Below are 25,065 nucleotides of genomic sequence, written 5' to 3'. Positions count from 1 at the left end.
GTATCCCCTCACCACGCCGCCTCGGGCAGCAGATTTCTGATACGTATGAGATTGTAGGCAGCCATCACCCTCAGGAAGTCCTGTCTTACCCGAGTCAGACCTCTGAACTTTGTCTGCCTGAGCCCGCCGATCTGCTTGGCCCAGCCAAAAGGTTCCTCCACCCGTTTGCGCACCCGTTGGCTGATTTCGTAGCCCAGATGACGGGTCGTTCTACCGTCAATCGCAGACCCGCCTGCACGCTTCAGGTTTTGGGCAACGTGCGGGGTAACATCCAGAAATCTCAACACGTCGACAAACTCCCGTGTGTCGTACCCTTTGTCAGCTCCCAGTGTTGCGCCACTTTTCAATACCGTCGCCATGTCGATCGCTGCATCGCGCTCGGCAGTGCCAGTGGCCGAGGTAAGATCGGCATTGACCAGCAGGCCATTGCGGTTCTCCATCAGGGTGTGTCCGGTGTAGCTGGGGCGCGCTCCCATACCCTGGCCCTTGGACGCAAGCAGAGCCTCGGGATCCGTGCGCGAGGCATGGGTCTTGTTGCTGCGCTTCTCGCCATGGAAGTTGCGGCCCGCATTGCGGCCGACGCCATCAGGGTTGTCATCGTCCGAGCCATCCTTGCGGCGAACACTCTTGTGAGACGCCCAGGCAGCTATCAAAGTGCCATCAACGCTGAAATGGTCGTTGGACGTGAGACTACGTCGGCGGGCCATCTCGACGATTTCTTCGAAAAGGCGGCGCCCGATGTCGGCCTGCGCCAGTCGATCCCGATTCTTGGAAAAGGTCGAGGGGTTCCACACGGGATCGTCAACACTCAAGCCAACGAACCAGCGAAACATCAGGTTGTAGTCCAACTGCTCCATCAACTGCCGCTCACTGCGAATCGAATAGAACACCTGCAACAAGGAAGCGCGGATCAGACGCTCAGGCGGGATGGACGGCCGGCCGCAGTCTGCGTAGATCTCATTAAAAATAGAGTCCAGGTTGGTCAACGCTTCATCGACCAGTTTACGCATCTTGCGGATCGGGTGGCGCTTGGGAATGCGCTGTTCCAGCGAAACATAACTGAACAAGTCACCGCCTTCCTGGTAATCACCGCGCATTGTTTGGTCTCCAACCTGCGATTGCGCTATTTTCCCTCATTCGAGGGAGTTTTTCAGCAACCTGCTATGCGGCTGCGAGCCCGGTTGAATCCCTGGCGACCACAGGCACTGGGTTGGTCCCATTCTATAAGCGCTGAACTCCATAGGGTGCGTTGAGGCACGAAACGCACCTTCAGGCTCTACCCCATTAGTAAGCAGTGTCGGTGTAGTTACAAACAAAAAATCCGGCATACTGAGCCCCAGAAAGTATGCGGGGCATTTAAGAGCCATCCTAGTACTATGTGCAAATCGTCTGTGACTGTTATGGAGCTGTACTAAGGGGCTTATATGGCTGATGATGACTATGCTATTGCCCAGATAGAACCCGATACCAGTACTGCGCCGCCGCTGTCTTGAAGCTCGTTCTCGATTGCCGCCCTGACATTTTCCGAACGACACCCTGGCTGATTACATGGCCCTTTCGCCCCTATACTCGTCGGAAAAGTTTGAAACACCGTTGCTGATGATTGTCGGCGACGGAGACTGGTTCTCCTTGGCTCCCAGAGATGATCATGCAGTTCAATGCGCTGCGCGAGGCGGGCAGGGATGTCGAGTTGCTTCGGTATGCGAACGAAGGTCATACCTTTGTCTCTACGGAGGCGAAACAGGATGTGTGGCGTCGATTGAGAGATTACTATCGACGCCACCTCGTCCAGGACCATGTCGATAGTCGGCACCCTGCCCAGTAGCGTACTGCCATCAAACGTTGATCAAAACGGGCGTACCGTACTCCATGCTATCGAGCAGCAGGTTTGTTTCGGTCATGGATATGCCGTCGATGAAGCGTATCTCACCTACTACACGGTTGAAAGTCTCTAGCGTGTCGGTACGGATTTCCGCAATGATGTCCCAGCGACCGGTGGTATGGTGGATTGAAACAACCTCCGGCATCCCGGCAAGTAACTCTATCGCCCTGGCTTCCTTTTTGGCGTCTGCGGCAATACTTACCAGTGCTCGAACCGGATTCAATTCCGCTCCGGCTTTTACATTTATCGTGTAGTTGATGATGATCCCGGTGCGCTCCAGTCGATTCATCCGGTTTTGCACCGTCGCCCGGGATAAACCGAGCTTCCTGGCAAGATCGACTACGGGCAGTCGGGCATTGGATCGCAGCAGTGAGATCAGCTTCTGGTCAGTGTCGTCAGTAGTAGCCATATAACGCAAAATATAGCAATTTGCGCAATGGTGCTAGCATAAATGACATCTAATGCAGCATTATGGTTATTTCTGTTGTCTTTTGGCTAGGCAACAGCTTCGCTATCCTGCTCCCACGTTTCACTGACCTGAACCAAGCTGAACCGGGAGAGATAGCAACATGAGCAAATTTATAGACGTATCCGATGTGGTGGAACTGGTGGGCAAGGTTGGCATGCGCAGTTTTATCCGCGGCATGCATGACTATATTCGCGCCGACTTTCTGCGCTGGCCCGATTTTGACAAATGTGCCCGTACTGCGGCGCACTCTGACATCGGTGTCATTGAGCTTATGCCGGTGGCAGATGAGGAGTATTACGCCTTCAAGTATGTCAATGGACATCCGGCCAATACATCGGTCGGTTTGCCGACGGTAATGGCATTTGGTGCGCTGTCTGAGACAGCGACAGGGTATCCATTGCTGCTGTCAGAACTTACTCTGACCACAGCCATTCGTACCGCGGCAACTTCCGCGATGGCAGCAGGAGTACTGTCTCGACCTGACTCACGGATAATGGGGATGATTGGCTGTGGCGCCCAGAGTGAATTCCAGGCAATCGCGTTTCACGAACTTGTCGGTATCGACGAGCTTCGCATATATGACGTCGACCCGCAGGCAATGGATAAACTGCAGAGGCAACTTGCGGTGGTGCCTGCGCTCAAGGTGGTGCCCGCAAAATCTGCTGAGGATTGTGTGCGCGGTGTAGATATCGTAACCACGGTTACTGCAGACAAGGCATGGGCAACGATTCTGGAACCTCACATGATTGAACCCGGCATGCACATTAATGCCATCGGCGGAGATTGCCCCGGCAAAACAGAGCTGCATCCTGAGGTGTTGCGTGCCGGTACCATTTTTGTTGAATATGAGCCGCAGACCAGGATTGAAGGCGAGATACAGCAGTTGCCACAGGACCATCCGGTGGAGCTGCTGTGGGAGGTGTTGTCAGGCAAGAAAGCTGGACGGTCGTCGCCCCGGGAGATTACCATTTTTGATTCGGTAGGGTTCGCGCTTGAAGACTATTCGGCGTTGCGTTTCATCGCTGATCGCGCCGCAGAGCATGGCGTGGGTACCACCGTTGGTCTGGTCCCCACACTGGATGACCCGAAGAACCTGTTCGCTCTGACTATGGGCGATATCAGCTTGTCGAGTTCGGGAAAGGCGGCGTAAGGATTCAATTCCTGTGGCGTCTGCCTCAGCCGCTGCCGAGGTCAAGCCGGGCGTGCAGCATCAGGCTTTGCATGTCGCCTGCGAGTTGGGTGTCATAACTCAGTTCGAGCTGCCAGTAGGATTGCGGTGTCCAGGTAATACGGCCGCTGCCGTGGGAAACAGAATGCTGCTCGCGGGTATCCTCGAGGCCGTCAAGTTCAACCGAAAACGCGTAGTCGCGGCTCGGACTCCAGTGCAGGCCCACACCGTAGCGCCGTTCTTCCTGGGCGGTGCCGGCATCATTCCAGGGATATTGTTGCCTCACTGCGCCGCTGAGGTCGATATGCATGTCTGACCAGATCCGATACCGGGAATTGAAATTCAGCAGCTTCACAGTGTGGGAGGTATCGTAAACGGTCTGTCCATAATCGCTGTGGAAGCTGAGCCGGCCATCGATCAGGCTGCCGTCCAGGCCCAGCGCGTAGCCGGTGATTTGCTGTTCCATCGCGAAAGCGGAGGGTTTGTCCAGAATATATTGGTATTCGAGGTTGATATCCGCATATTGGGTGACGGGCCGGGTAAACGCCGACGTCAGTCGATGATGGTAACTTTCGCCCAGTATTTTGACGACGCTGTCGGCCTCAAGCACCGCATCCACCCGCAGCAGATCGTTGATTTCCTGGCTGCGCAGGGAGCTGTCAATGGTCTGTGCCAGGTCATTGTCGGTAAAATCTCCCTGCAACCGGTAATCGAGGGAAAGATCCAGCAGCGGGTTCTTGAAGGACAGTTCCAGCTCCGAAGCGAGCAGGGAGCCGGGCAGGGACAGCAGCAGAGCCGTGGTGGCGAAATAGAGGCGTGATTTCACTTATTGGCTATCGGCGTTTGCGTTGCAGTGAACCGGAACAGACAATGCTGCCAAGGATGTGAAATAGTACCGGTAGAAATTGACAATATCAAGAATATTCATCCGCTTACGCGAACTACATCACAAAATGGCTTACTCCTGCTTCCGGGCCGGTCAGGTGGATCAAGCCCCTGTGGTTCTGCCGGGAAATGTTCGCCACCGTACCCGCGGCTCCGGGTCGTCGCCCGGCGCCGCAATGGCGGCCGCGGGCCCTCGGGCGCGCGATGTGCTCAGGCACTGGCAGGAGTTTTGCTTGATTTATACCGGACAGTAGTCGAAAAACGGGCCAGCGCCCGCCAAATTCACGCTCCCTGTTGGAATGAGGGTCCTGAACCATGGTCGACACCAGCGAGGTAAACGACAAACCTTTTGTACTTATTACCGGTGCTGCCGGCAACATAGGAAGTGCCCTGAGCCGCGCCCTGCGCCGCGACTACCGCATTATTGCGCTGGACATCAAGCACGCTGCAGAAGCGGATTTCAGCTACGAATTTGATCTGACCGACGCCGATTCCGTCAGTCAGGTCATGCGTAACATAGCCGAAGAACACGGCCGCAAACTGGCCGCGGTGGTGCATCTGGCCGCCTATTTCGACTTTTCCGGTGAGCACTCACCGCTGTATGACAAGGTCAATATCGAGGGTACCCGCAACCTGCTGGAGGCGCTGACGGATTTTGCCGTGGAGCGCTTTATCTATTCCAGTACCATGCTGGTGCATCGGCCGGGCAAGCCGGGTACCAAAATCACTGAGCAGACTCCACTGGCGCCGGGCTGGATTTACCCCCAGTCCAAGGCGGATACCGAAGCGGTAATTCGCGAACGGGCGACCATGCCCTACACCCTGTTGCGGCTGGCCGGACTCTATGATGACAAGACCTGCGTCCCGACGTTGGCGCACCAGATTGCCCGTGTCCACGCGGCGAACATGAAGAGTCATCTCTACGCCGGCGATACCCGCACGGGGCAGGCCTGCCTGCACCAGGCAGACATGATAGAAGCTTTCCGGCTCACCATCGAACGGCGGCGGCAACTGCCAGCGGAGAATGAAATTCTTGTCGGTGAACCGCACAGTGACAGTTATGAGGCGGTGCAGCAGCGGCTGGGCGAGCTTATCCATGGCGAAGACCACTGGGCGACGCTGTCGCTGCCGCGGCCGGTGGCCAAAACCGGCGCCTGGGTCGAGGAGAAGGCCGAGCCGGTCGTGCCGGACTATTTCGACAAGGGGGAGAAGCCTTTTATCCGGCCTTTCATGATTGATCTGGCCAGCGACCACTATGAGCTGGACATCAGTCGAGCCCGTGAGCAGCTGGGTTGGGAGCCCAGGCATCGCCTGATGGACGGCCTGGAGGCGCTGGTCGGCAGCCTGCAAGCCGACCCGCGAGGTTGGTATGAAGCCAATGGCATCACACCGCCCGACTGGCTGATTGAGGCGGATACACTGGGCCGCAATCCGGAGCGGCTGCTGCAGCAGTATCAACAACAGTTCCGCCGTCAGCATGCCCGCGGCCTGTGGTCGCATTTCGTCAATATGATGCTGGGCCTGTGGTTGCTGAGCTCGCCGCCGTTGCTGGGCTATACCGGCACCGCACTGGCCTGGAGCGACACTGCGGCCGGCGCGGTCCTGACAGGTTTTGCTGCGCTGTCGCTGTCCTGGCGGCAGGCTTGGGCACGCTGGGTGTGCGCTGCCATAGGGCTGTGGTTGATGTTCGCACCTCTACTGTTTGCCACCGCAAGTGCCGCCGGTTATCTCAACGGGACGCTGGTGGGAATGCTGGTAATCGGCCTGGCCGCCGCTGTTGGGCCCGCTCCCGGCATATCACCGGTGGCGGCGACGATGGGGCCGGAAACGCCGCCGGGTTGGGACCACAACCCTTCCAGCTGGCTGCAGCGCATGCCGGTCATTGCACTGGCGCTGGTGGGTTTCTTCGTCGCCCGCTACCTGGCGGCCTGGCAGTTGGGCCACATCGATGGTGTCTGGGATCCGTTTTTTTCCGGCGCGGGGGCCGGCGCCCCACAGTTGAACGGCACCGAGGCCGTTATTGGTTCCGAGCTGTCCGAGTCTTTCCCGGTCTCTGACGCGGGAATGGGGGCGATGGTCTATGCCCTCGAGGTACTGATAGGCCTGATCGGTGGCACCCGGCGCTGGCGTACCATGCCATGGCTGGTGGCGTCTTTCGGGCTGTTGATCGTGCCGCTGGGGGTGGTATCGATCACGTTCATCATTATCCAGCCCCTGATTATCGGTACCTGGTGCAGCCTGTGTCTGCTGATGGCGGCACTGATGCTGCTGCAGATCGCCTATGCCTTCAATGAGTTTGTTGCCACTGGCCAGTTTCTGCGCCGCCGCCAGCGGGCCGGGGCGCCTGTGCTGAAGATTTTCTTCACTGGCGACACCGATGAGGGCGAAGCCGGCCCGGGGGACGATTTCGAGCGCCGGCCGCTCCTTATTGCCAGGGATACGCTTGTGACCGGCGTCAACCTGCCATGGAACCTGGGACTGTGCCTGTTGATCGGCCTGTGGCTGATGTTCACGCGGGTCACGCTGGGCAGCGATGGTGCCATGGCAGCCTGGGACCACCTGGTGGGCGCCCTGGTCATCACGGTTGGGGTCATTGCGATGGCGGAATCAGCCCGGCCCGTCCGCTGGCTGTTGCTGCCGTTGGCCGTGGTGCTCGTGATTACGCCCTTTGCCCATGACGCGGGCGCGGTGGCCACGGGAGCTTCGTTGCTGAGCGCGGTCGCGCTTGCCGGTCTCGCGGTGCCCCGCGGCAGGGTCAGGGACCGTTACGGCGGCTGGGAGCGCTGGCTGGTGTAGCAAATGGAGCGGGGGCTGACCGCCAGTGTGCGATGGCGCCCGGACTTGGCTTGCAACAGGAGGTACGCTCAATCAGGTTTGAAGCAACGCGATGCAAACGAGTCAGCCGCCTCGGAGACCGAGGAGACTGCCAGCGGAAATACCGGAGGCGTTCATCGACACCCCTGGAGATCAACAAGCAGTCCCGGGGCGGCCAGTCTACCTGGTGGACGGTGCCCGCACCCCGTTTCTGAAGGCAGCAGGTGGCCGCGGCCCGTTTACGCCGGTGGATCTGGCGGTACAGTGCGGGGGCCGCTGCTGTTGCGGCAGCCGTTTCTCCCCACTGCATTTGACGAGGTGATTCTCGGCTGCGTCAACGTACTGGCCGGGGAGATGAACCCGGCGCGGGTCGCGGCGCTGAGGTTGGGGCTGGGGCCGGCCATGCCTGCCTATACCGTGCAGATCAACTGTGGATCCGGCATGCTGTCCATAGATCGCGGCTTTCGTGCCATTCGCGACGGCAGCGCCGATCTGGTCCTGGCGGGCGGCAGCGAGGCCTTGAGTCATGCGCCGCTGTATTTCGGACCGCAGGCCACCGACTGGTTGGCGGCCCTCAACGGTGCGCGCTCCCTCACGGACAAACTCAAGTTGCTGCGCCGCTTCCGTCCTTCCCACTTCAAGCCGGTCATCGGCTTGCTGCAGGGGCTGACCGATCCTGTGGTCGAACTCAATATGGGCCAGACCGCGGAATTGCTCGCCCATCTGTTCGATATCTCCCGGGCTGAGGCGGATGCGTACGCCGCTGGCAGCCATCACCGCCTGGCCCGGGCCCAGCAACAGGGCTACCTGGCGGATGAGGTGACTCCGGCCTTCAGTCCTGACGGCCGCTGCCATGAATTTGACAACGGGGTGCGCCCGGATACCGACAGTGCCCGGTTGGCGGCGCTGAAACCGACCTTTGAAAAGCCCTGGGGTCAAGTGACCGCAGGCAACAGTTCCCAGATAAGCGACGGCGCCAGCTGGGTGGTGCTGGCCTCCGGGCCGGCCGTCGAGCGCCACGCGCTCACGCCCCGGGCCCGTATCGTGGACAGCCACTGGTCCGCGCTGGACCCTGCCATCATGGGGCTGGGGCCGGTACTCAGTGCTACCCGGTTGTTGCAACGGCAGGCACTGGAAATGTCCGATGTCGATCTGTGGGAAATCAATGAAGCGTTTGCCGCTCAGGTTCTGGCCTGCCTGAAAGCGTGGAACAGCGCGCAATTTTGCCGTGAGGCACTGGGCCTGGAGCAGCCGCCAGGCGCACCCGAACTCGACCGTCTCAATGTCGACGGCGGCGCCATCAGCCTGGGGCATCCGGTGGGCACGAGCGGCAACCGGATTGTGCTGCATCTGGCCAATACCCTGCAGCGCCTCGACCGGCGCCTGGGTGTGGCCACCGAATGCATCGGCGGCGGCCAGGGCGGCGCAATGTTGCTGGAGAGGTCCGACCCATGACTACCGACGTGCTTGCACTGCTCAATCCGCGGCGGTTGGAATTGGGCCCCGTGGACCTCGCCGCCGACACAGCCTGGCGTCACTGGTGGCTGGCCCGGGATGAGGATGATATTGCCTGGCTGGTGCTGAGTCGCTGCGACAGTTCGGTCAATACCCTGGACGAGGCGGTCCTGGAGGAACTGGCGGAGATTACCGCCGAGCTGCGGCGGCGTCCGCCGCGGGCACTGGTCCTGCGTTCGGGCAAGCCGGCGGGGTTTTGTGTGGGCGCGGATGTCGGCATGTTCCGGGACGCCCGCAGCGCCGACAGCGTCGTACGCCAGTTGCAACAGGCTCACGAAGTGGTCGATGGTTTTGAGAATCTCGCCATACCGCGTATCGCCGTGCTTCACGGCGCCTGTCTGGGCGGCGGACTGGAGTTGGCGCTGGCTTGCGACTACCGCATCGCCATCGAAGGCGCCATGCTCGGTTTCCCGGAGGTTCAGTTGGGCCTGCACCCGGGGCTGGGCGGCACCTTCCGCAGCAGCCGCCAGATCAATCCACTGCAGGCGATGAAACTGATGCTCACCGGTAAACCGGTGCCCGCCGGGCGAGCCCGCAAGCTGGGCCTGGTGGATGCGGTCACCTGCGAGCGCCATGTGCGTCCGGCGGTAGGCGCTGCCGCTGACGGTGCCCTGGCGAGGGCATCGCGGCCGCGCTATTGCAAGTTGCTGGAGCAGCGCTGGAGCCGGGATCTGGCGGCACGAAGGATGGTGGCCCAGACCCGGCAGCGGGTCTCGGCCGAGCATTACCCGGCGCCGTTCGAGTTGATCGAGCTGTGGCGCCGCCACGGCGGCAACCGGACAGCCATGCAGGCGGCGGAGGCAGACTCCTTTGCCCGGCTGGTGACCTCGACGGCGGGCCAGAACCTGGTGCGGGTATTCTTTCTGCGCGAAGCCCTGAAACGGCAGGCTGGCGGCGAGCAGGCGGCGGTGACGCAGGTGCATGTGGTGGGAGCGGGAGCCATGGGCGGCGATATTGCCGCCTGGTGCGCGCTGCAGGGCCTGCGGGTGACACTGGCCGATACCCGGCCCGATTCGATTGCCGATGCGGTGCGGCGGGCCGCCGGACTGTGCCGGAGCAAGCACCGCGGCGAGGCCGCTACCCGTGAGGTACTGGATCGCCTGATTCCCGACCCGGCCGGCGATGGTGTGCGTCACGCCGACCTGCTGATCGAAGCGGTTCCCGAGAAAACAGAGATCAAAAGGGCGGTGTATACGCAGCTGCAGCAGCAGATGAAACCGGATGCATTGCTGGCCACCAATACCTCCAGCATCCCGCTGGAGACGTTGCGGGAGGACATCGAACGGCCGGAGAACTTCGTCGGCCTTCATTTTTTCAACCCGGTGTCTCGCATGCAGCTGGTGGAGGTAGTGGCTCATGATCGCGCGTCCGACGCCAGCCTGGCCCGCGCCAGGGCCTTCACCAAGGCAATCGACCGTCTGCCGGTACCGGTGCAGAGTGCGCCGGGCTTCCTGGTGAATCGGGTGCTGACGCCCTATCTCCTGGAAGCGATGTGCATGCTGGACGAAGGCATGGCACCGGAAACCCTGGACCGGGCGGCACTCGATTTCGGCATGCCCATGGGGCCGGCGGAAATGGCGGATCAGGTGGGGCTGGATATCTGTGTGGATGTCGCCGACATGCTGCGCCAGCAGTTGACCGGTGTGCCCTTGCTGGAGGTTCCGTCCTGGTTGCGGGACAAGGTGGAAAACGGCGAAACCGGACGCAAGGCGGGGCGGGGCCTGTACCGCTGGAATGACGGCGGTCCCGAAAAGAAAGATTCTACCGCGCCGGCGCCGGCCGATACCGCGGACCGGCTGCTGTTGCCGCTACTCAATGCCTGCGTTGCCTGTCTGCGTCAGCAGGTGGTACAGGACGCCGACGTCCTGGATGCGGCCGTCATATTTGGGACCGGCTTTGCCCCGTTCCGTGGGGGACCGCTGCATTATGCGCGCCAGCGGGGCGTGGACGTTGTCGAACAACGCCTGCGGCAACTGGCCGGGCGTCACGGGCCGCGCTTCGAGCCCGATCCCGGCTGGCAACAACTCGCGGATTGAGCCGGCGGTTTGCAGGCGACGCTGGCGCTTGAACCCAGCGCGAGGTGGGCGCGGCCTTGCCGGTTGTGACGGAGGTACCGGTCATGAGTGCAAACCACGACAACAGCAGTAATTGCGAGACCCAGCGTGAGGCCATGGTGCAACTGCAGCTGGCCGCGCGGGGTATTGACGATGAGCGGGTTCTCAATGCGATGCGGCGGGTACCGCGGGAGCGCTTCCTGCCCGCCAATATGCGGGAATTTGCCTACGAGGATACAGCGCTGCCGATCGCCTGTGACCAGACCATTTCCCAGCCCTGGGTGGTCGCGTCGATGCTGAATGCCCTGCAACTGCCGGCCGATGCCCGGGTTCTGGATGTGGGCACCGGTTCGGGCTATGCCGCGGCGGTTCTGGCGGAAATGGCTGGCAGGGTCTACAGCATTGAACGGGTACCGGCACTCGCGGCCGCGGCCAGCGAACTGCTGCGCGAGCTCGGTTACGACAATGTCGAAGTGATCCACGGCGATGGCTCGGTAGGCTGGCCGGCGGCCCGGCCCTTCGATGGTATTGTGGTCGCTGCCGGCGCCCCGGCCATTCCCGAACCGCTGAAGCTTCAATTGAGTGTCGGGGGCCGCCTGGTCATGCCGGTCGGCAGCGCAGCGATGCAGGGACTGGTCCGGCTGACCCGCATCGGAGAAGACGAATTTGAGCGGGAGGAACTGGGACCTGTGCGGTTCGTGCCGTTGATCGGCGAGGCGGGCTGGCCCGGTGACTCGCATCGGCACAACGATCGACGGCGCCCGCGCGCCGGGAACCTTGGTGCATCCGAGCAGCCGGCTACGACTTCGCAACTGCTGGCTGCCGCGGCGGAACCGCTCGACGGCGATACCAAGCTGGACAATTTGCTCAGGCGCATTGGCGACAGCCGGGTGGTATTGATCGGCGAGGCGAGCCACGGCAGCGAGGAGTTTTATCGTATCCGGGCCCGTCTCACACAACGACTGATCGAACAGAAGCATTACACCGGGGTGGCAGTGGAAGCGGATTGGCCCGATGCGGCCCGTGTAGATCACTATGTGCGCGATTTGAGGATGCCGCCTTCGGAGTGGCGCGCGTTCAGCCGTTTTCCGACCTGGATGTGGCGCAATACCCAGGTTCAGGAATTCGTCGAATGGCTGCGGCGACACAATGGCGGCATTGCGGACATCGGTTCGCGAGTGAGGTTCTATGGCCTCGATCTGTACAGCATGTATACCTCCATGGATGAGGTCATCAACTACCTGCAGCGTATCGACCCCGCCGCCGCCCGGGACGCCCGCGAGCGCTATGGTTGTCTTACACCATGGCAACAAGATCCTGCTACCTATGGCCGTGCTGCGATGTCGGGCCGCTACCGCGAGTGCGAGAGTGAAGTGGTGGATATCCTGACCGCCATGATGGAGCGGCAGCTCGAATACATGGCCCAGGACGGCGACAGCTTCCTGGACGCGATGCACAATGCCCGTCTGGTGGCCAATGCCGAACAGTATTACCGGAGCCTGTACGACGGCCTTGCCGACTCCTGGAACCTCCGGGACAGCCATATGTTCGATACCCTCCGTTCACTGCTGGAGTATCGTGAAAATGGGAAGATCGTGGTGTGGGCGCATAACTCCCATATCGGCGATGCCAGGGCTACCGAAGTGTCGGTGCGCGGTCAGCACAACCTGGGTCAGCTGTGTCGCCAGGCTTTTGGCGACGATGCCTACCTGGTTGGTATGGGGACCCACAGTGGCACGGTTGCCGCCGCCAGCGATTGGGGCGGAGCAATGGAGGTGATGAAGGTGGTGCCGTCGCTGGCCGGCAGCTGGGAGCGGCTTTGCCACGATACCGGTATTCCTGCCTTCAGTGTGCCGGTGGGCCGCCGGTACGTTGCCCCGGATCTGCGTGGCAGGCTGGTCGAGGAGCGCCCGGAGCGGGCCATCGGCGTGATTTACCGGCCTGCGACGGAGTGGGCCAGCCACTATTTCCACGCCCGCCTCGGGGAGCAGTTCGACGATTATATATGGTTTGATGAAACCGGCGCGGTGACACCGCTGGGGTTTCGGGAGCAGCAGGGGATGCCCGATACCTGGCCCTTTGGTCTTTGACAGGCCGTTTGCACTGCAGCTCGGTGAGCGCCGGAGTTATCGCGGGAAGATCGCAAGCCCTTCGCGGGTGAATGTGGGGTCACCGGCGATGTGCAGGCTCAGTCTGTCGAGCCTGATGGATTCGTCGAATAACAGGAGTACATGCGCAGAATAGTAGGGCGAAAGCGCCTGCAGCAGGGCCCGAACAATGTTCTGGTCGCGCCGGGCGGCGCGCACGATGATGTCGGCCTCTCTCTCTGCCTCCGCCGGAGCCGGCCCGGCGCCCGCGGCGCCAAGATCGTGCTGGGCCAGAACCCCTGCGAGCTCCCGGGCGAATTGGCGCCGGGCCGGCGAGCCGGCACTGTGGCTTATTGTCAGGAAGGGAGCAGACTGCCGGTAATCAGCCCGAAACTGACCGAGCCGTTGCAATACCCGGTTGCGTCGTGCGCTGTTGGGCGCCACAAACTCCTGCCCGGCAGCGCCGGGGCGCAGTCCGGGATTAACCGCCCACAGCTCGGCATCGGGATAGCTGGCGACCAGGCTAATGTCCGCGCTGCCGTCATCGGAGCCGGAGGGGCGCAACAGCAGCAGTGTGGCGACGATCAGGGCCAGCGGTATCAGTCCCCAGGCGAGTTTTGACAGCGACCGGCGCCGCCTGCGAAGAAAGCGAATTGACACAATAACTCCTGTTTCCGGTTGCCTGTCCGGGTTGTGTGTTCGCCGGAGCGGGCGGCGTTCAGAGTGCGGGAGCCGGCAGCTCCGAGGGTGGAAATTCCTGCAGAAATTGCTCGAAACGGTCGACCGGAAGCGCCTTGCTCACCAGCCAGCCCTGGATGCCGCAGGAGCCCATGGCGGTCAGTGTAGCGAGCTGCTCCCGGGTTTCCACCCCCTCGACGACTACCTCGATCCGCAGGGCCCTGGCCATCTGGAAGATGGCCAGGACGATGGCTGCCTGATCGCGGTCGTGGTCGACGTTGTTGACGAAGACGCGGTCGATCTTGATGCAATAGACCGGCAGTCTTACCAGGTAGTTGAGCGAGGAATAGCCGGTACCGAAGTCGTCGATCGCAATGCGAATGCCCAGACTCTCGATGTCGCGCAACCACCGGATCGTGCCCTCCACGTCTTCTATCAGAGAGCTTTCCGTGAGCTCGAAAATCAGGTGGCCATCTGCTATCGGGTTCGCCTTCAGCAGTTCACGGGTGCGTTCCAGAAAACGCTGTTCACGGATCTGCAAGCTGGAAATATTGACCGAGAGCCCGAAATCCTCGCCGATAACGTCGGCCCACCGGTTCAGCTGGGCGACGGTCTCGCGCAGCACCCACTCGCCAATCGGCAGGATCAGCCCGGTCTCCTCGGCCAGCGGAATAAACTGGTCGGGAAAACGCATGCCGTCGGGGTGACGCCAGCGCAGCAGGCATTCCGCGCCGGTTACCCGCTGCAGGGCAGTGTCGACCAGGGGCTGGTAGTGCAGCTCGAACTCCTCGTTCTCGATAGCGGCCCGCAGCTCCGCTTCCAGTTGCATCCGGCTGATCAGATTGCGGTTGTTTTCTTCGGTGAAGAAGGAGTAGCGATTTTTGCCGGCGCGCTTGGCAGCGTACATCGCGGTGTGGGCGCGCTGCACCAGTTCATCCAGGTTGTCGCCGTCGTCCGGGTACAGCGAGATACCCATGGACGCGGTCAGGCTCAGTTGATTGTCCTGGATCAGGCAGGGCAGGGCCACGGCCTCCAGAATGCGCTCTGCAGCCTTGGCGGGGTCCAGGGGGTTGTCGAAATCGCTCAGTACCAGCACAAACTCGTCGCCGCCAAAACGTGCCAGCTGCGTGCCGGAGTTTGCCGGAGAGGACGATTCGTCACGCGCTATCAGGTCAAACCGCCGCACCACGTCTGCGAGCCGCTGCGAGATCTGCTGCAGCAACAGGTCTCCGACCGCGGGTCCCAGCGCGTCATTGATGTGCCGGATCCCGTCCAGGTCGAGAATGCAGACCGCGCAGCGATGGCCATTGCGCTGGGCCATGGACAACAACTGGCCGGCCTGGTCTTCGAGCAGGCGCCGGTTTGCCAGGCCCGTCAATTCATCGTAGAAGGACAGTCGGTGAAGTTCTTCTTCGATACGGTGTTTTTCACTGGTATCCTGTAGGATTGCTACATAGACTCGGGGATCCTCTTCGACAGAGTACAGTAGCGTGGCCTCGGTCGAGTAGGTTGAACCGTCCTTGCGCTGCATCTGGAACTTGAATTTTTCCTGCTGGCGCAATCTCACCTGCTGCAAAATGGATTCCAGCGACTCCGGTGTCTCGCCGTGCAGGGTCTGGATGAAACTCAGATTCTTGAGTTCTTCCTTGCTGTAGCCGAGATTCCTTAGCGCACTGACGTTCTCGTCCAGCACCAGCAGCGATACCGAGTCGAATATCAACACTTCATTCGGAGACTGGTTGATCACGCGCGCAAACCGGTCCGCCGATCTTTCCGCCATCATGGCGCGGGATGCACGCAGCGCAAACTGCACCCGGTGTTTGAGTGTCGGCCAGTGGATTGGTTTGGTGACGAAATCCCAGGCGCCTATATCGTAGGCGCGCTGCTCGGCATCGCTGTTGTCCAGCGAGGTGAGGATGATGATGGGGGTGCTCTTGAAATGCGGCATGCGCCTGATACGGCGGCATACCTCGTAGCCATCCATGCCCGGCATGATAATGTCCAGCAAAATGATGTCCGGCTGGATCTGTTCGATGCGCGCCAGCGCGTCGTCGCCGCTGAGGGCGGTGTCAACGCGATAGCCTTCGGAGCCGAAGTATTCAGATGCCAGCAGCAGGCTGCCCGGGTCGTCATCCACAGCCAGAATCACGCCTGCAGGCAGCGGGTGATGGCCCCAATCGGCGGCTCGACCGTGCTTTGAATGCGAAAATTCCATGATATCAAAAGCCTTGTCTACAGACGCCTCGGGATGCTGCTGGCTGGATGCTCGCGCCTGTACTGACTGTAGGCTTCAATTCGCTCCCCGCCGGCCCCGTCGCCGATTCGCCATGAACCACCCGTCAACTGATGATAGCAGAATCGGGCGCTAACGCGACTGCTACCTGCCGGCCCGGACAGGTACCGGTTCAACTGCCGATGGCCGGTCTCCAGGCTGGAAATCAGCTTGCAGGAAGGTGTTGTCAACTCCTTCCTCTCGCGCCGATTCAGGGCGGACTGCCAGCCGGTCCAGGGCAGGCCAGACCGGCGCAGGCGTGGTGGCGGGCTTATGTCGAGAGCAGGCAACAAGGCAGAGCGCGGTTTGTGGGCCCGCCAATGCGGCAAAAGAGGGAGGGCATGAGATCAGTTGGCCTTTCGATACTGGCGCAGCTGTCGGTTGAACTTGGCGGCGATCTGCTCCATGTCATCAATGGTGGAATTGCGCAGGCGGGCCAGGTTACCCGAGTTGACACTGCCGTCCTGCTCCAGGCAGCTGATGAAACTCTCACCGGCCTCGACGTAGGATTTAACCGCCTGCTGGGCCGCGGCCATCGCAGCTTCATCCGCGGACTTGCCGTCGGGGATCTGGTAACTGAACGCGGGCTGGTCACAGGCGACAACTGCCGGGCTTGCGGCGACAAGGGCCAGCGCGGCCAGTGCCAGAGTGATCAGCGGCGCACGCCGCGGCGCCGCGGTAAGGGGATTTTCGAGTGTAACTGACATAGTCAGGGCTCCTCTCTTGGGTCAAGTCAATGGCGACCGGACCGGACCAAGGTGCTTCCGCCTGGTCGCGTGATGCCAACTGCTCAATAAAGTTATCGGCCGCCGTCGCCGGGACTTTATGACCGTAGAAGAAAAATGTAGGTAGGGCGGGTAGGAAGGGCGATCGCAGCGCAGAGTGCCTCCGCGCGCTTGTATTCAGCCATGAAGCTCGAATTCGACCTGTCGGGCCCAGGCGCTGGCGTGCCGGTAGGCGACCTCGTAATACGCCTTGTTGTACAGATCCTGCAATTCATCGAAACGGCCCTGCTCATAGCGCTCGACTTCAGCCAGTGTTTCGCCCTGGCTACCGGCACGCTGCAGCAGTGCGAGTTTGACTTCAGGGCCCAGTGGCACCTGTTCCATCAGGTCCGGCATGCTGATATCCATCAGCACATCCAGCTGCGACAGCAAACCGACGATGAAGTAATTGACCGGATTGGGCTGGTTGCCCAGTTGCGCCAGAATCTCGCACATCCGGGCGCGCACCAGCATGTTGCGGGTCAGCTCGCCGGGCTTGCCCGGCTCATTTTCGACCAGAAACAGATTGACCCAGCGCTTGATCTCCTCTGTGCCGAGCAGAGTGATGGCCTCGGACAGGGTATCCACTTTACGTCGAAATCCCAGGGCTGCGGCGTTGACAATTCGAAGAAGACGGTAGGTGAGAGTCGCGTCCCTGATCGCGATAGCCTCGAGACTGGTGACGGTGGCGTCGGGATCCTGCAGTTTCGCCAGCAATTGCAGCAGCAGTACTTTGTTGCCACCGATTTTTCGGCCTTGCACCGGTGTAGGCTTGCCCAGGAATGGGCCGTGGTAATAGGTAAAGCCCTGCTCGACACAATCCCGGAACTGTGCCTCGTCGCAGATATTGTGAGCCAGAATGTCGATGCCGCCGCGCTTGAGTCTTTTCAATGCTCGCTGCAATTCATCGCTGTTCAGTCTGTCCAGGTCCAGGCGCGCAATATGCACGGTCCCCAGGAGCTGGTCGGCATCAGCTATATTCAGCGTGCTGCAGTCCAGCGCCAGGCGGTGCCCGTTCGCGGAGAGCTGTTGCAGGTGCCGGGTCAGCTCCCCGGGCGGCAGCGATTCGGCCTCGCTGATCTCCAGGATCAGTTGCTTGCGGGGCAGTTCCAGCAATGCAGAATCGAACAGGATCTGGGGTGTGATCCGGATAATGCACGGAACCGGTCCGATCTTGCCGTGCTGGAACAGTTTTGCATAGTTCTCCAGCACTACCGGCACCAGCGCCTGGATGTCGCTCATCGCGATCATGCCGTCGGCATCCGTGTGTTGCAGCATCAGATAGAAGGCAGCCACATCCTGGTTGCGGGTGTAGACCGGCTGACAGCTCAGCAATATATCGAGGGGAGGGGTGTTGGCCAGTTCCTGCACGTCAATCACTGACAATTCTCTCCATTTTCACCAGGCCGGGCCGGCGCCTTGCCGAGCGCGCGCCGCTCCGCAAAAGGTGGCAAACTATGATCAGGATTGTCGTCGGTCGCAGTTGTTCAGACCCGGGAGTCCACTTGACCCACTCGCAATCCCGCCTGGCCATCGGGGCCATAGAGGCCTGCGCCGGCAGCTTCCTGGAGAAAATTCAGCATGCGCTGGTTGTTTTCCAGCCGCAGATGGATCAATTTGCCATTGAGCTGGTTGAGGCGGCCGACTTCCGTGGCCAGCTGCTCGATGGTCGCCCACAGCTCAGGACAGCCGGCCTGGATGGCTGCCTGTCGGGCTCCAGAGCGTCCCATGCCATAGCCGAGACGTTGCTGGGCCTTGCGCCGCTGCGCTTCGAAGGCCTCAATTTCTTTCAGCTCGCGCTGTTTTTCGCTGGCGACGGTGGCCAGTTCCTCGCTGCTGACCTGGCCTTCAGTAAGCAGGCCCTGTTCGCGGGTCAGCAGCACCCGCAGGCGCTCAAGGCGCGCCTTTTGGCTTTCGAGGTGCGGCTCCAGGCTCACTGTTGATCCTGGTCCAGCAGGTCCTGGACGCTGGCGATCAGCTTGTCCGCGATCAGGTCGGCACGAAATTCCAGGCGGCCCTCTGCAATTGCCTGGCGAATTTCCGCGACCCGCGCAGTGTCGACGTCCCTGCTGGTGTCTCCGGTGGAAGAGCTCAGGTGCGTCACCGCGGCAGGGGAAGCAGCTGCACTGCTGGGCGCTGCGGCGGTTTTGCCTTCGTTCCTGCCCGGGGCGGCCTGGCCGGCCTGCGTGGGAGAGGAATAGCCGTTAATTTTCAATGTGATCATCTCCGGTAGATATCATATAGCCTCTATATCGGCACTGTAGCTCATCACTTTAGGGCGAATGGCACTTAGTTTAGCTCGCTCCGGTAGAAGGTCGGCGTCCTGGGAGGGTGCTTTCGAGACCGTATGCGACATGGATGTCGCATCCGAGCCCCCACGGAAGGGTTCACGGCGTGTCTCGAAAGCACCCTCCCAGGATGTCGACCGGGCTACGAAGTCCCGAAACCCTCAAGTAAGTGCCATTCACTTCAGGGCCTGTTTACAGCGAGTACCCAATACTAGTTTACAGCAACCCGCCCCGGACCGATAACCGCTGCCTGCAGAACCTCGCGGTTGGGCAGCCGGATGCGGATCCTGTCACCCCTGGCGCCGGCGTCCATGGCACGTCCCTGACGGGAGATGCGGAAGCCGCTGCCGGCAGCTTCCACGGTTACCGCCTGGCGCCTCTCAACCAGCGGAGGCACCCGCAGCAGCGCCTGCTGCAGTACCGTGCCAGCTGCCAGTGGTCTGCGCGTTACCGTGCCCTCGATATCGTCCAGATTGCGGATCACCTGCCGGGGCAGGCGTCCCAGGTCGCCAGTCTGCTGGGTAAGCACCGAGGCATCCAGCGGTGTGTCCTTGTCCAGCGCGCGGGAGGTGACCCAATAGCGACTGATGACACTGACCTGTGCCTGCAGGTAGCGCAGCCGCTCATCGTCGCCACAGCGCACACCTACCGACAGGCGGCCCCAGCGGGCCTGCTCACGCCCGGGCAGGAAGGGCTGGGGGTTCGGGCAGGCGGGAAAGTTGACCCGCGGCGGGACGACCTCGATCTCTACCTGTTCTCCCAGCGACCGGGTGTGCTGCCGCAGGAAGTGGTGTACGGCATCCATTACCTGCCGCTGTTCCGCCATTTCCTGCTGTTGCCCCGCAATGGCCGGCACACTGCAAGCCAGCAGCATCAGTAGTAGCCAGATGGGGCGCAGACGGGTCGCGGCGGGCCGGACGATGTGGGCGAAATATTTCATGGACCTGGGCAGATACCGGAATTGTGAACCTGCCGGCTAGTGTAGGGCCTGGTGCTGCCCGACGAAAAAGAGAAATAGACAACAAATACGGGTCTGTTTGCGATTTTGAGATGACGGCATCGGCTTTACTCTTGATTCTGCTGCAAAGCGCTGGCAATTCGGAGTCAATGCACATGATCGACAAAATCGCCGGGTCCCTGGACTTCTATCAGCAGGCACTGGGCCTGCGGCACCAACGGCAACAGGTCCTGGCCACCAATATCGCCAATGCCGATACGCCCAACTACAAGGCGCGGGACTTCCACTTCGCCGAAGAGCTGGCGCGGGCCGCGGGACCTGACGGCAATGGCAATCGTGGACTGGCGCTGAGCACGACCTCTGCCCGCCATATCGAGGGCGGGCTGCAGTCGTCCGGCGCGCAGAATCTGCTGTACCGGGTGCCGGACCAGCCAAGCCTGGATGGCAATACCGTCGACATGGATCGCGAGCGGGTGGCCTTTGCCGACAACAGCGTACGCTATCAGGCGGCATTGTCCATGGCCAAGAGCCGGATCCAGGGGCTCAAGTCTGCCATGCAGTCTGAATAAGCGGGATGGGCGAGTAACCGAAGGAACGCAGTATGTCGATGTTCAATATTTTTGATATTTCCGGATCCGCGCTGACCGCCCAGGCACAGCGCATGAATGTCTCGGCCAGCAACCTGGCCAATGCGGACAGCGTCGCCGGTCCCGACGGCGAACCCTACCGGGCCAGGCAGGTCATGTTTGAAACGGTGGACAGGAACAACACCGGTATCGGCGGTGTGCGGGTCAGCGGAGTCATCGAGGACAACGCGCCGATGCGTCAGGAATACCGTCCGGGCGATCCGCTGGCGGACGAGGCCGGCTACGTGACCATGCCCAATGTCGAGCCGGTACATGAAATGATCAACATGATCTCGGCCTCCAAGTCCTATCAGGCCAATGTCGAAGTACTCAATACCAGCAAGCAGCTGATGCTGAAAACACTGACTCTGGGAGAAAGCTGATGCCGGCGACAAGCAGCATTGATTCGAATGTCCTGAACTCGCTCAACACCACCACCGGCGCAGCGGGCGGGGCTGCCAAGGCGGCGGAGTTGCAGGAAAGTTTCATGACCCTGCTGGTGGCCCAGCTCAAGCACCAGGATCCGATGAACCCGATGGAAAATGCGGAGATGACCTCCCAGATCGCACAGATCAATACGGTCAGTGGCATCGCCGAGCTCAATACTACGCTGGCCGGGATCAACGACCAGATCGATGCGGGCCAGACACTGCAGGCCGCCGGCCTGATCGGCAAGGGCGTGTTGGTACCGGGTGATCGTGTACTGGCCGGTGAAGAGGGCAGCACCACCCCGATCGGGATTGAGCTGGCACGGCCAGCCGACGCCGTGACCGTGACTATCTATAGCGGTGGCGGTGAGGTGGTGCGCAGGTTTGAGCCCTTCCCGATGGACGCCGGAGTCGAGTCACTGACCTGGGACGGCACCATGACCGATGGCAGCCTGGCTCCTGAGGGAGCCTACCGGGTCAGCGTCGAGGCGACTGCCGAGGGCGACCGGGTAGCCAGTACGGTACTCAACTATGCGCTGGTGAGTGGTATCAGTACCGGCGACGATGGTCCCCGGCTGGACCTGGGTGGCATTTCCGGCCAGGTGGCACTGGACGAGATTCGCAAGATTCTCTGAGATTCATGCATTTCCCCTGATCCGGGGATCGGATCCAACATACGCTAGTACAAGCAAGGAGATGGAATATGGGTTTTTCACAGGCACTTAGCGGTCTCAAGGCTGCGGCCACCAACCTTGACGTGGTGGGCAACAATATCGCCAACTCGCAGACAGTGGGCTTCAAGGGTGCGGGTGTGCAGTTTGCCGATGTGTATGCCGGCGCTGGCGCGGGCCTGGGTACCCGGGTATCAGCCATCCTGCAGGACTTCAGCAACGGCACCCTCGAAACCACCAACCGCAACCTGGACCTGGCGATCAGCGGCACCGGGTTTCTGCGTTTTTCGCAGAACGATGAAGCGGTATATTCGCGCAATGGCCAGCTCACGATGACCCGTGAGGGCTATCTGGAAAACGCCCAGGGCGCTCGGCTGACCGGCTTCCCTGCCGGCGTCGGTGCCGGCGGTGCTCCCGTCGAACTGCAGGTTCCGGCTGGTGGCCTGGCCGCCGTCCCGACCACCGCTGTTGATGCTTCGCTCAACCTGGACGGCCGCTCGGACACCATTGACCGCGGCGTGGTGCCCTTTGACCCCGCCGACGGCGACACCTATACCTACGCCAACACCGGTACCGCGTTTGACTCGCAGGGCATCCAGCACACGATGACGCTCTACTTCACCAAGACCGCCGACAACACCTGGGAAACCCGGGTGGCAGTGGACGGGGCCGACGACACGGTCAATGTGGGTGAACTGGTATTCAATACCAACGGTACCCTGGACGATGGCGCCAGCACCTTCCCCAATTACGCCTTTGCTCTCCCGGGGGCGTCGATCCACTGACCTTCCCGATCGACTTTGACGGCACCACCCAGTTTGGCAATGACTTTTCGCTGGATGCACTCGACCAGGATGGCTTCTCCGCCGGTAGCCTGGTGGGCGTGACCATCAACGAAGCGGGCGAGCTGATGGGCAACTATTCCAACGAACAGTCCCAGGTGCTGGGGACCATCGTACTGGCCAACTTCCGCAATCCTGAAGGACTGCGGGCAGCGGGTGACAACGTCTGGGCGGAAACGGGAGCCTCCGGCCAGGCTCTGGTGGGCCTTGCCGGTACCGGCCTGTTCGGCGATATCGAGGCCGGTGCACTGGAGTCATCCAATGTCGACCTGACCCGGGAGCTGGTGGACCTGATCATCGCCCAGCGCACCTATCAGGCCAACACCCAGACCATCAAGGTCCAGGACGAAGTCCTGCAAAACGCAGTGAACCTGCGCTAACAGGGCCTGAATCATGGATCGCATTCTCTATACAGCCATGAGTGGCGCCAAGCAGAGTTTTGATCAGCAGGCGGTGGTCAGCAACAACCTCGCCAACGTCAGCACCTCCGGTTTCCGGGCCCAGCTGAACGCGATGCGCTCGGTGCCGGTGCAGGGCGACGGTCTGCTGCCGACCCGGGTTTCGGTGGCGGCCAGTACCCCCGGTTCTGATTTCAGTGCCGGTCCTGTCAACGCCACCGGCCGCGACCTGGACGTCGCCCTGCAGGATGGCGCCTGGCTGGCGGTGCAGGCGGATGATGGCAGCGAGGCCTATACCCGCCGCGGCGATCTGCAGGTGGACGGGAACGGCATGATTACCAGCGCCGGCAAGCCGGTCATTGGTGACGGCGGCCCGCTGGTGGTGCCGCTGGGCTCCGCTCTGTCACTGGGCGCCGATGGCACCATCAGTGCGATCGGCGCCGGCGAGGATCCCGATGCGATCGTCGAAGTGGGCCGTCTGAAGCTCGTCACACCGGTGGAAAACGGCCTGCTGCGTGGCATCGACGGACTGTTCCGCGCGCTGCCCAATGCCGAGGGGGAAGTGCCTGATCTGCCCGCAGATGAAAATGCCAGGCTGATGTCCGGCGCGCTGGAGGGCTCCAATGTCAGCGCGGTCGAATCCATGGTTGCCATGATTAACAGTGCGCGTCGCTACGAAATGCAAATGAAAGTGATCGACGACGCCAACACCAATGCACAGCAGGGCAACAGTCTGTTGTCCCTGCAAAGCTGATAGCCGAGAGGTAGGATACCGTGATCAAATCCCTGTGGACTGCGAAGACGGGTCTCGAATCCCAGCAGGTCAAGATGGACGTCATCTCCAACAACCTGGCGAACGTCAGCACCAACGGCTTCAAGAAGTCGCGAGCCGTGTTTGAGGATCTGCTGTACCAGAACCTGCGCCAGCCCGGTGCCCGCAACGATATCCAGAACACACTGCCCTCCGGTCTGCAGGTGGGGACCGGCGTACGTCCGGTCGCCACCGAGCGCCTGCACAGCCAGGGCGGTCTGGAAAACACCGGCAATTCCCGCGACCTGGCCATCAATGGCAACGGTTTTTTCCAGGTCCTGATGCCCGATGGCAGCACTGCCTTTACCCGTGATGGCAGCTTCCAGCTCGACCAGAACGGGCAGATGGTGACTTCCAGCGGCTATCCGCTGGAGCCGGCCGTGGTCATTCCCGACAATGCGCTGTCGATCACCATCGGCCGGGACGGCATCGTCTCGGTGACGGAACCCGGCACCACCCAGACCAACGAGGTCGGGCAGATGTCGCTGTCGACCTTTGTCAATCCGGCCGGGCTGGAGAGTATCGGTGAGAACCTGTATCTGGAAACCGATGCCTCCGGTATCCGCACCGAGAGCCTGCCGGGCCTGAATGGCGCCGGTATTCTTTACCAGGCCTACGTTGAGACCTCGAACGTGAATGTCGTCGAGGAGATGGTCAACATGATCCAGACCCAGCGCGCCTACGAGATCAACAGCAAGGCGGTGCAGACCTCCGACGAGATGTTGTCGCGTCTGAGCCAGCTCTGACAATCGGGAGTCCCCGCTCGTGAATTTTCTACACTGTAAGGGTAGTTTGCGCCTGCTGGTACTGATCACTCTGCTGCTGGTGAGTGCCTGTGGCCAGCTGCCGCGCACCTCGGTGGTGCCGGCGCCAGCGCCAATAGCGCTGCCGGACCCGGTCGCGCGGCCCGCCAATGGCTCGATATTCCAGGTCCAGGCGGGCTATCGGCCCCTGTTCGAGGACCGCCGCCCGCGCGCTGCGGGCGATGTGATCACGATCGTGATGAATGAGCAGGTCAGTGCCAGCAAGAACTCACAGAGCAATGCCAACCGCACCGGCAGCGGCTCGCTGACACCCGATGGCGTGCCCAAGGGCTTGGAGGACCTGCTCGATTACGGTTTCGATATCACCGGCGACAACCAGTTCCTGGGCGGCGGCGGCGCCAGCGCCAACAACACCTTCACCGGTACCTTGACGGTAACAGTGGTGAACGTCATCCCCAACGGCAACCTGCAGGTGCGCGGTGAAAAGCAGATTGCGATCAATCAGGGGACGGAATTTATCCGCTTCTCCGGCATGGTGGATCCCTATACGGTGACTGCTGCCAACACCGTGTTGTCGACCCAGGTGGCCGACGCCCGTATCGAATACGTCGGCGACGGCTACATCAATGAAGCGCAGAACATGGGCTGGCTGCAGCGCTTCTTCCTCAACGTCTCGCCGTTCTGATGGCCA

General features: G+C 61.3%; 23 protein-coding genes. 13 read left to right on the top strand and 10 right to left on the bottom strand.

All coding sequences use genetic code 11. The features are described from left to right. Positions 1-8: 8 nt before the first annotated feature. Together G3T16_RS01970 and G3T16_RS01965 are read right to left on the bottom strand one after the other, a co-directional pair. Positions 9-1,097: an IS5 family transposase gene (locus tag G3T16_RS01970; RefSeq protein ID WP_163493605.1), complete on the bottom strand. Its 1,089-nt coding sequence runs from the start codon at positions 1,095-1,097 to the stop codon at positions 9-11. Between the two features lie 738 nt (positions 1,098-1,835). Next, on the bottom strand, positions 1,836-2,291 hold the full coding sequence (locus tag G3T16_RS01965; RefSeq protein ID WP_163493604.1) for an Lrp/AsnC family transcriptional regulator: 456 nt from the start codon (positions 2,289-2,291) through the stop codon (positions 1,836-1,838). Between the two features lie 160 nt (positions 2,292-2,451). Between G3T16_RS01965 and G3T16_RS01960 the strand changes: the two genes are divergently transcribed. Beyond that, a complete protein-coding gene (locus G3T16_RS01960; RefSeq protein WP_163493603.1) occupies positions 2,452-3,501 on the top strand; it encodes an ornithine cyclodeaminase in 1,050 nt (349 codons plus the stop codon). Positions 3,502-3,526: 25 nt separating this feature from the next. Here G3T16_RS01960 and G3T16_RS01955 read toward each other — a convergent pair whose 3' ends face one another. Continuing rightward, positions 3,527-4,345: a hypothetical protein gene (locus G3T16_RS01955; protein ID WP_163493602.1), complete on the bottom strand. Its 819-nt coding sequence runs from the start codon at positions 4,343-4,345 to the stop codon at positions 3,527-3,529. A gap of 374 nt (positions 4,346-4,719) precedes the next feature. Between G3T16_RS01955 and G3T16_RS01950 the strand changes: the two genes are divergently transcribed. The 4 genes from G3T16_RS01950 to G3T16_RS01935 all read left to right on the top strand — a co-directional run bounded on the left by G3T16_RS01950 (position 4,720) and on the right by G3T16_RS01935 (position 12,877). After that, the gene (locus G3T16_RS01950) at positions 4,720-7,200 is read left to right on the top strand and encodes an NAD-dependent epimerase/dehydratase family protein (RefSeq protein ID WP_163493601.1); all 2,481 of its coding nucleotides are present in this window, start codon (positions 4,720-4,722) and stop codon (positions 7,198-7,200) included. A 282-nt stretch (positions 7,201-7,482) separates the two neighbouring features. After that, complete coding sequence (locus G3T16_RS01945; RefSeq protein WP_197911850.1) at positions 7,483-8,673, top strand: acetyl-CoA C-acetyltransferase; 1,191 nt, start codon at positions 7,483-7,485, stop codon at positions 8,671-8,673. Next, the gene (locus G3T16_RS01940) at positions 8,670-10,769 is read left to right on the top strand and encodes a 3-hydroxyacyl-CoA dehydrogenase NAD-binding domain-containing protein (protein ID WP_163493600.1); all 2,100 of its coding nucleotides are present in this window, start codon (positions 8,670-8,672) and stop codon (positions 10,767-10,769) included. Before G3T16_RS01945 ends, G3T16_RS01940 begins: the two co-directional genes overlap by 4 nt. A gap of 83 nt (positions 10,770-10,852) precedes the next feature. Further along, positions 10,853-12,877: a protein-L-isoaspartate(D-aspartate) O-methyltransferase gene (locus G3T16_RS01935; RefSeq protein ID WP_163493599.1), complete on the top strand. Its 2,025-nt coding sequence runs from the start codon at positions 10,853-10,855 to the stop codon at positions 12,875-12,877. A 36-nt stretch (positions 12,878-12,913) separates the two neighbouring features. Here the strand turns inward: G3T16_RS01935 and G3T16_RS01930 are convergent, their stop codons facing one another. The 7 genes from G3T16_RS01930 to flgA form a co-directional block, all read right to left on the bottom strand. Further along, entirely contained in the window at positions 12,914-13,534 is a 621-nt protein-coding gene (locus G3T16_RS01930) for a hypothetical protein (RefSeq protein WP_163493598.1), read from the bottom strand. A 58-nt stretch (positions 13,535-13,592) separates the two neighbouring features. Continuing rightward, on the bottom strand, positions 13,593-15,767 hold the full coding sequence (locus G3T16_RS01925; RefSeq protein WP_163493597.1) for a putative bifunctional diguanylate cyclase/phosphodiesterase: 2,175 nt from the start codon (positions 15,765-15,767) through the stop codon (positions 13,593-13,595). A gap of 404 nt (positions 15,768-16,171) precedes the next feature. After that, entirely contained in the window at positions 16,172-16,531 is a 360-nt protein-coding gene (locus tag G3T16_RS01920; RefSeq protein WP_163493596.1) for a hypothetical protein, read from the bottom strand. 195 nt (positions 16,532-16,726) lie between these two features. After that, on the bottom strand, positions 16,727-17,968 hold the full coding sequence (locus tag G3T16_RS01915) for an EAL and HDOD domain-containing protein (protein WP_163493595.1): 1,242 nt from the start codon (positions 17,966-17,968) through the stop codon (positions 16,727-16,729). Positions 17,969-18,075: 107 nt separating this feature from the next. Further along, positions 18,076-18,525 carry a flagella synthesis protein FlgN gene (locus tag G3T16_RS01910; protein WP_163493594.1) on the bottom strand — a complete coding sequence of 150 codons (450 nt, stop codon included), beginning with the start codon at positions 18,523-18,525 and terminating at the stop codon, positions 18,076-18,078. After that, positions 18,522-18,812, bottom strand: coding sequence for a flagellar biosynthesis anti-sigma factor FlgM (flgM, locus tag G3T16_RS01905; protein WP_163493593.1), 291 nt, complete (start codon positions 18,810-18,812; stop codon positions 18,522-18,524). Before flgM ends, G3T16_RS01910 begins: the two co-directional genes overlap by 4 nt. A 275-nt stretch (positions 18,813-19,087) precedes the next feature. Next, the gene (gene flgA / locus G3T16_RS01900; RefSeq protein WP_163493592.1) at positions 19,088-19,816 is read right to left on the bottom strand and encodes a flagellar basal body P-ring formation chaperone FlgA; all 729 of its coding nucleotides are present in this window, start codon (positions 19,814-19,816) and stop codon (positions 19,088-19,090) included. 173 nt (positions 19,817-19,989) lie between these two features. Here flgA and flgB point away from each other — a divergent pair, with 173 nt between their 5' ends. From flgB to G3T16_RS01865, 8 genes are all read left to right on the top strand, one after another. Then, positions 19,990-20,403 (top strand): flagellar basal body rod protein FlgB, encoded by a 414-nt coding sequence (gene flgB, locus G3T16_RS01895; protein WP_163493591.1) that lies wholly within the window; start codon positions 19,990-19,992, stop codon positions 20,401-20,403. Between the two features lie 32 nt (positions 20,404-20,435). Further along, the gene (flgC, locus tag G3T16_RS01890) at positions 20,436-20,843 is read left to right on the top strand and encodes a flagellar basal body rod protein FlgC (protein WP_163493590.1); all 408 of its coding nucleotides are present in this window, start codon (positions 20,436-20,438) and stop codon (positions 20,841-20,843) included. Then, on the top strand, positions 20,843-21,523 hold the full coding sequence (locus G3T16_RS01885) for a flagellar hook assembly protein FlgD (protein WP_163493589.1): 681 nt from the start codon (positions 20,843-20,845) through the stop codon (positions 21,521-21,523). Before flgC ends, G3T16_RS01885 begins: the two co-directional genes overlap by 1 nt. Positions 21,524-21,591: 68 nt before the next feature. Beyond that, entirely contained in the window at positions 21,592-22,344 is a 753-nt protein-coding gene (locus G3T16_RS22320; RefSeq protein ID WP_197911849.1) for a flagellar hook-basal body complex protein, read from the top strand. Then, positions 22,260-22,781 (top strand): flagellar hook-basal body complex protein, encoded by a 522-nt coding sequence (locus G3T16_RS22315; protein WP_197912002.1) that lies wholly within the window; start codon positions 22,260-22,262, stop codon positions 22,779-22,781. The genes G3T16_RS22320 and G3T16_RS22315 overlap by 85 nt, the downstream gene beginning before the upstream one ends. 13 nt (positions 22,782-22,794) lie before the next feature. Further along, positions 22,795-23,553: a flagellar basal body rod protein FlgF gene (locus G3T16_RS01875; protein WP_163493588.1), complete on the top strand. Its 759-nt coding sequence runs from the start codon at positions 22,795-22,797 to the stop codon at positions 23,551-23,553. A gap of 20 nt (positions 23,554-23,573) precedes the next feature. Beyond that, on the top strand, positions 23,574-24,356 hold the full coding sequence (gene flgG / locus G3T16_RS01870) for a flagellar basal-body rod protein FlgG (RefSeq protein ID WP_163493587.1): 783 nt from the start codon (positions 23,574-23,576) through the stop codon (positions 24,354-24,356). A 19-nt stretch (positions 24,357-24,375) separates the two neighbouring features. Further along, complete coding sequence (locus G3T16_RS01865) at positions 24,376-25,059, top strand: flagellar basal body L-ring protein FlgH (protein WP_163493586.1); 684 nt, start codon at positions 24,376-24,378, stop codon at positions 25,057-25,059. The last annotated feature ends 6 nt before the right edge of the window (positions 25,060-25,065 follow it).

The organism is Kineobactrum salinum, assembly GCF_010669285.1.
Lineage (GTDB): Bacteria > Pseudomonadota > Gammaproteobacteria > Pseudomonadales > Halieaceae > Kineobactrum > Kineobactrum salinum.
This window is presented reverse-complemented; position numbering and strand designations above follow the sequence as displayed.

What these genes read in the sequence shown, in the direction of transcription:
- G3T16_RS01970 (WP_163493605.1), bottom strand. Translation starts at nt 1,097, where the DNA reads ATGCGCGGTGATTACCAGGAAGGCGGTGACTTGTTCAGTTATGTTTCG.
- G3T16_RS01965 (WP_163493604.1), bottom strand. Translation starts at nt 2,291, where the DNA reads ATGGCTACTACTGACGACACTGACCAGAAGCTGATCTCACTGCTGCGA.
- G3T16_RS01960 (WP_163493603.1), top strand. Translation starts at nt 2,452, where the DNA reads ATGAGCAAATTTATAGACGTATCCGATGTGGTGGAACTGGTGGGCAAG.
- G3T16_RS01950 (WP_163493601.1), top strand. Translation starts at nt 4,720, where the DNA reads ATGGTCGACACCAGCGAGGTAAACGACAAACCTTTTGTACTTATTACC.
- G3T16_RS01940 (WP_163493600.1), top strand. Translation starts at nt 8,670, where the DNA reads ATGACTACCGACGTGCTTGCACTGCTCAATCCGCGGCGGTTGGAATTG.
- G3T16_RS01935 (WP_163493599.1), top strand. Translation starts at nt 10,853, where the DNA reads ATGAGTGCAAACCACGACAACAGCAGTAATTGCGAGACCCAGCGTGAG.
- G3T16_RS01925 (WP_163493597.1), bottom strand. Translation starts at nt 15,767, where the DNA reads ATGGAATTTTCGCATTCAAAGCACGGTCGAGCCGCCGATTGGGGCCAT.
- G3T16_RS01920 (WP_163493596.1), bottom strand. Translation starts at nt 16,531, where the DNA reads ATGTCAGTTACACTCGAAAATCCCCTTACCGCGGCGCCGCGGCGTGCG.
- flgM (WP_163493593.1), bottom strand. Translation starts at nt 18,812, where the DNA reads ATGATCACATTGAAAATTAACGGCTATTCCTCTCCCACGCAGGCCGGC.
- flgA (WP_163493592.1), bottom strand. Translation starts at nt 19,816, where the DNA reads ATGAAATATTTCGCCCACATCGTCCGGCCCGCCGCGACCCGTCTGCGC.
- flgB (WP_163493591.1), top strand. Translation starts at nt 19,990, where the DNA reads ATGATCGACAAAATCGCCGGGTCCCTGGACTTCTATCAGCAGGCACTG.
- flgC (WP_163493590.1), top strand. Translation starts at nt 20,436, where the DNA reads ATGTCGATGTTCAATATTTTTGATATTTCCGGATCCGCGCTGACCGCC.
- G3T16_RS01885 (WP_163493589.1), top strand. Translation starts at nt 20,843, where the DNA reads ATGCCGGCGACAAGCAGCATTGATTCGAATGTCCTGAACTCGCTCAAC.
- G3T16_RS22320 (WP_197911849.1), top strand. Translation starts at nt 21,592, where the DNA reads ATGGGTTTTTCACAGGCACTTAGCGGTCTCAAGGCTGCGGCCACCAAC.
- G3T16_RS01875 (WP_163493588.1), top strand. Translation starts at nt 22,795, where the DNA reads ATGGATCGCATTCTCTATACAGCCATGAGTGGCGCCAAGCAGAGTTTT.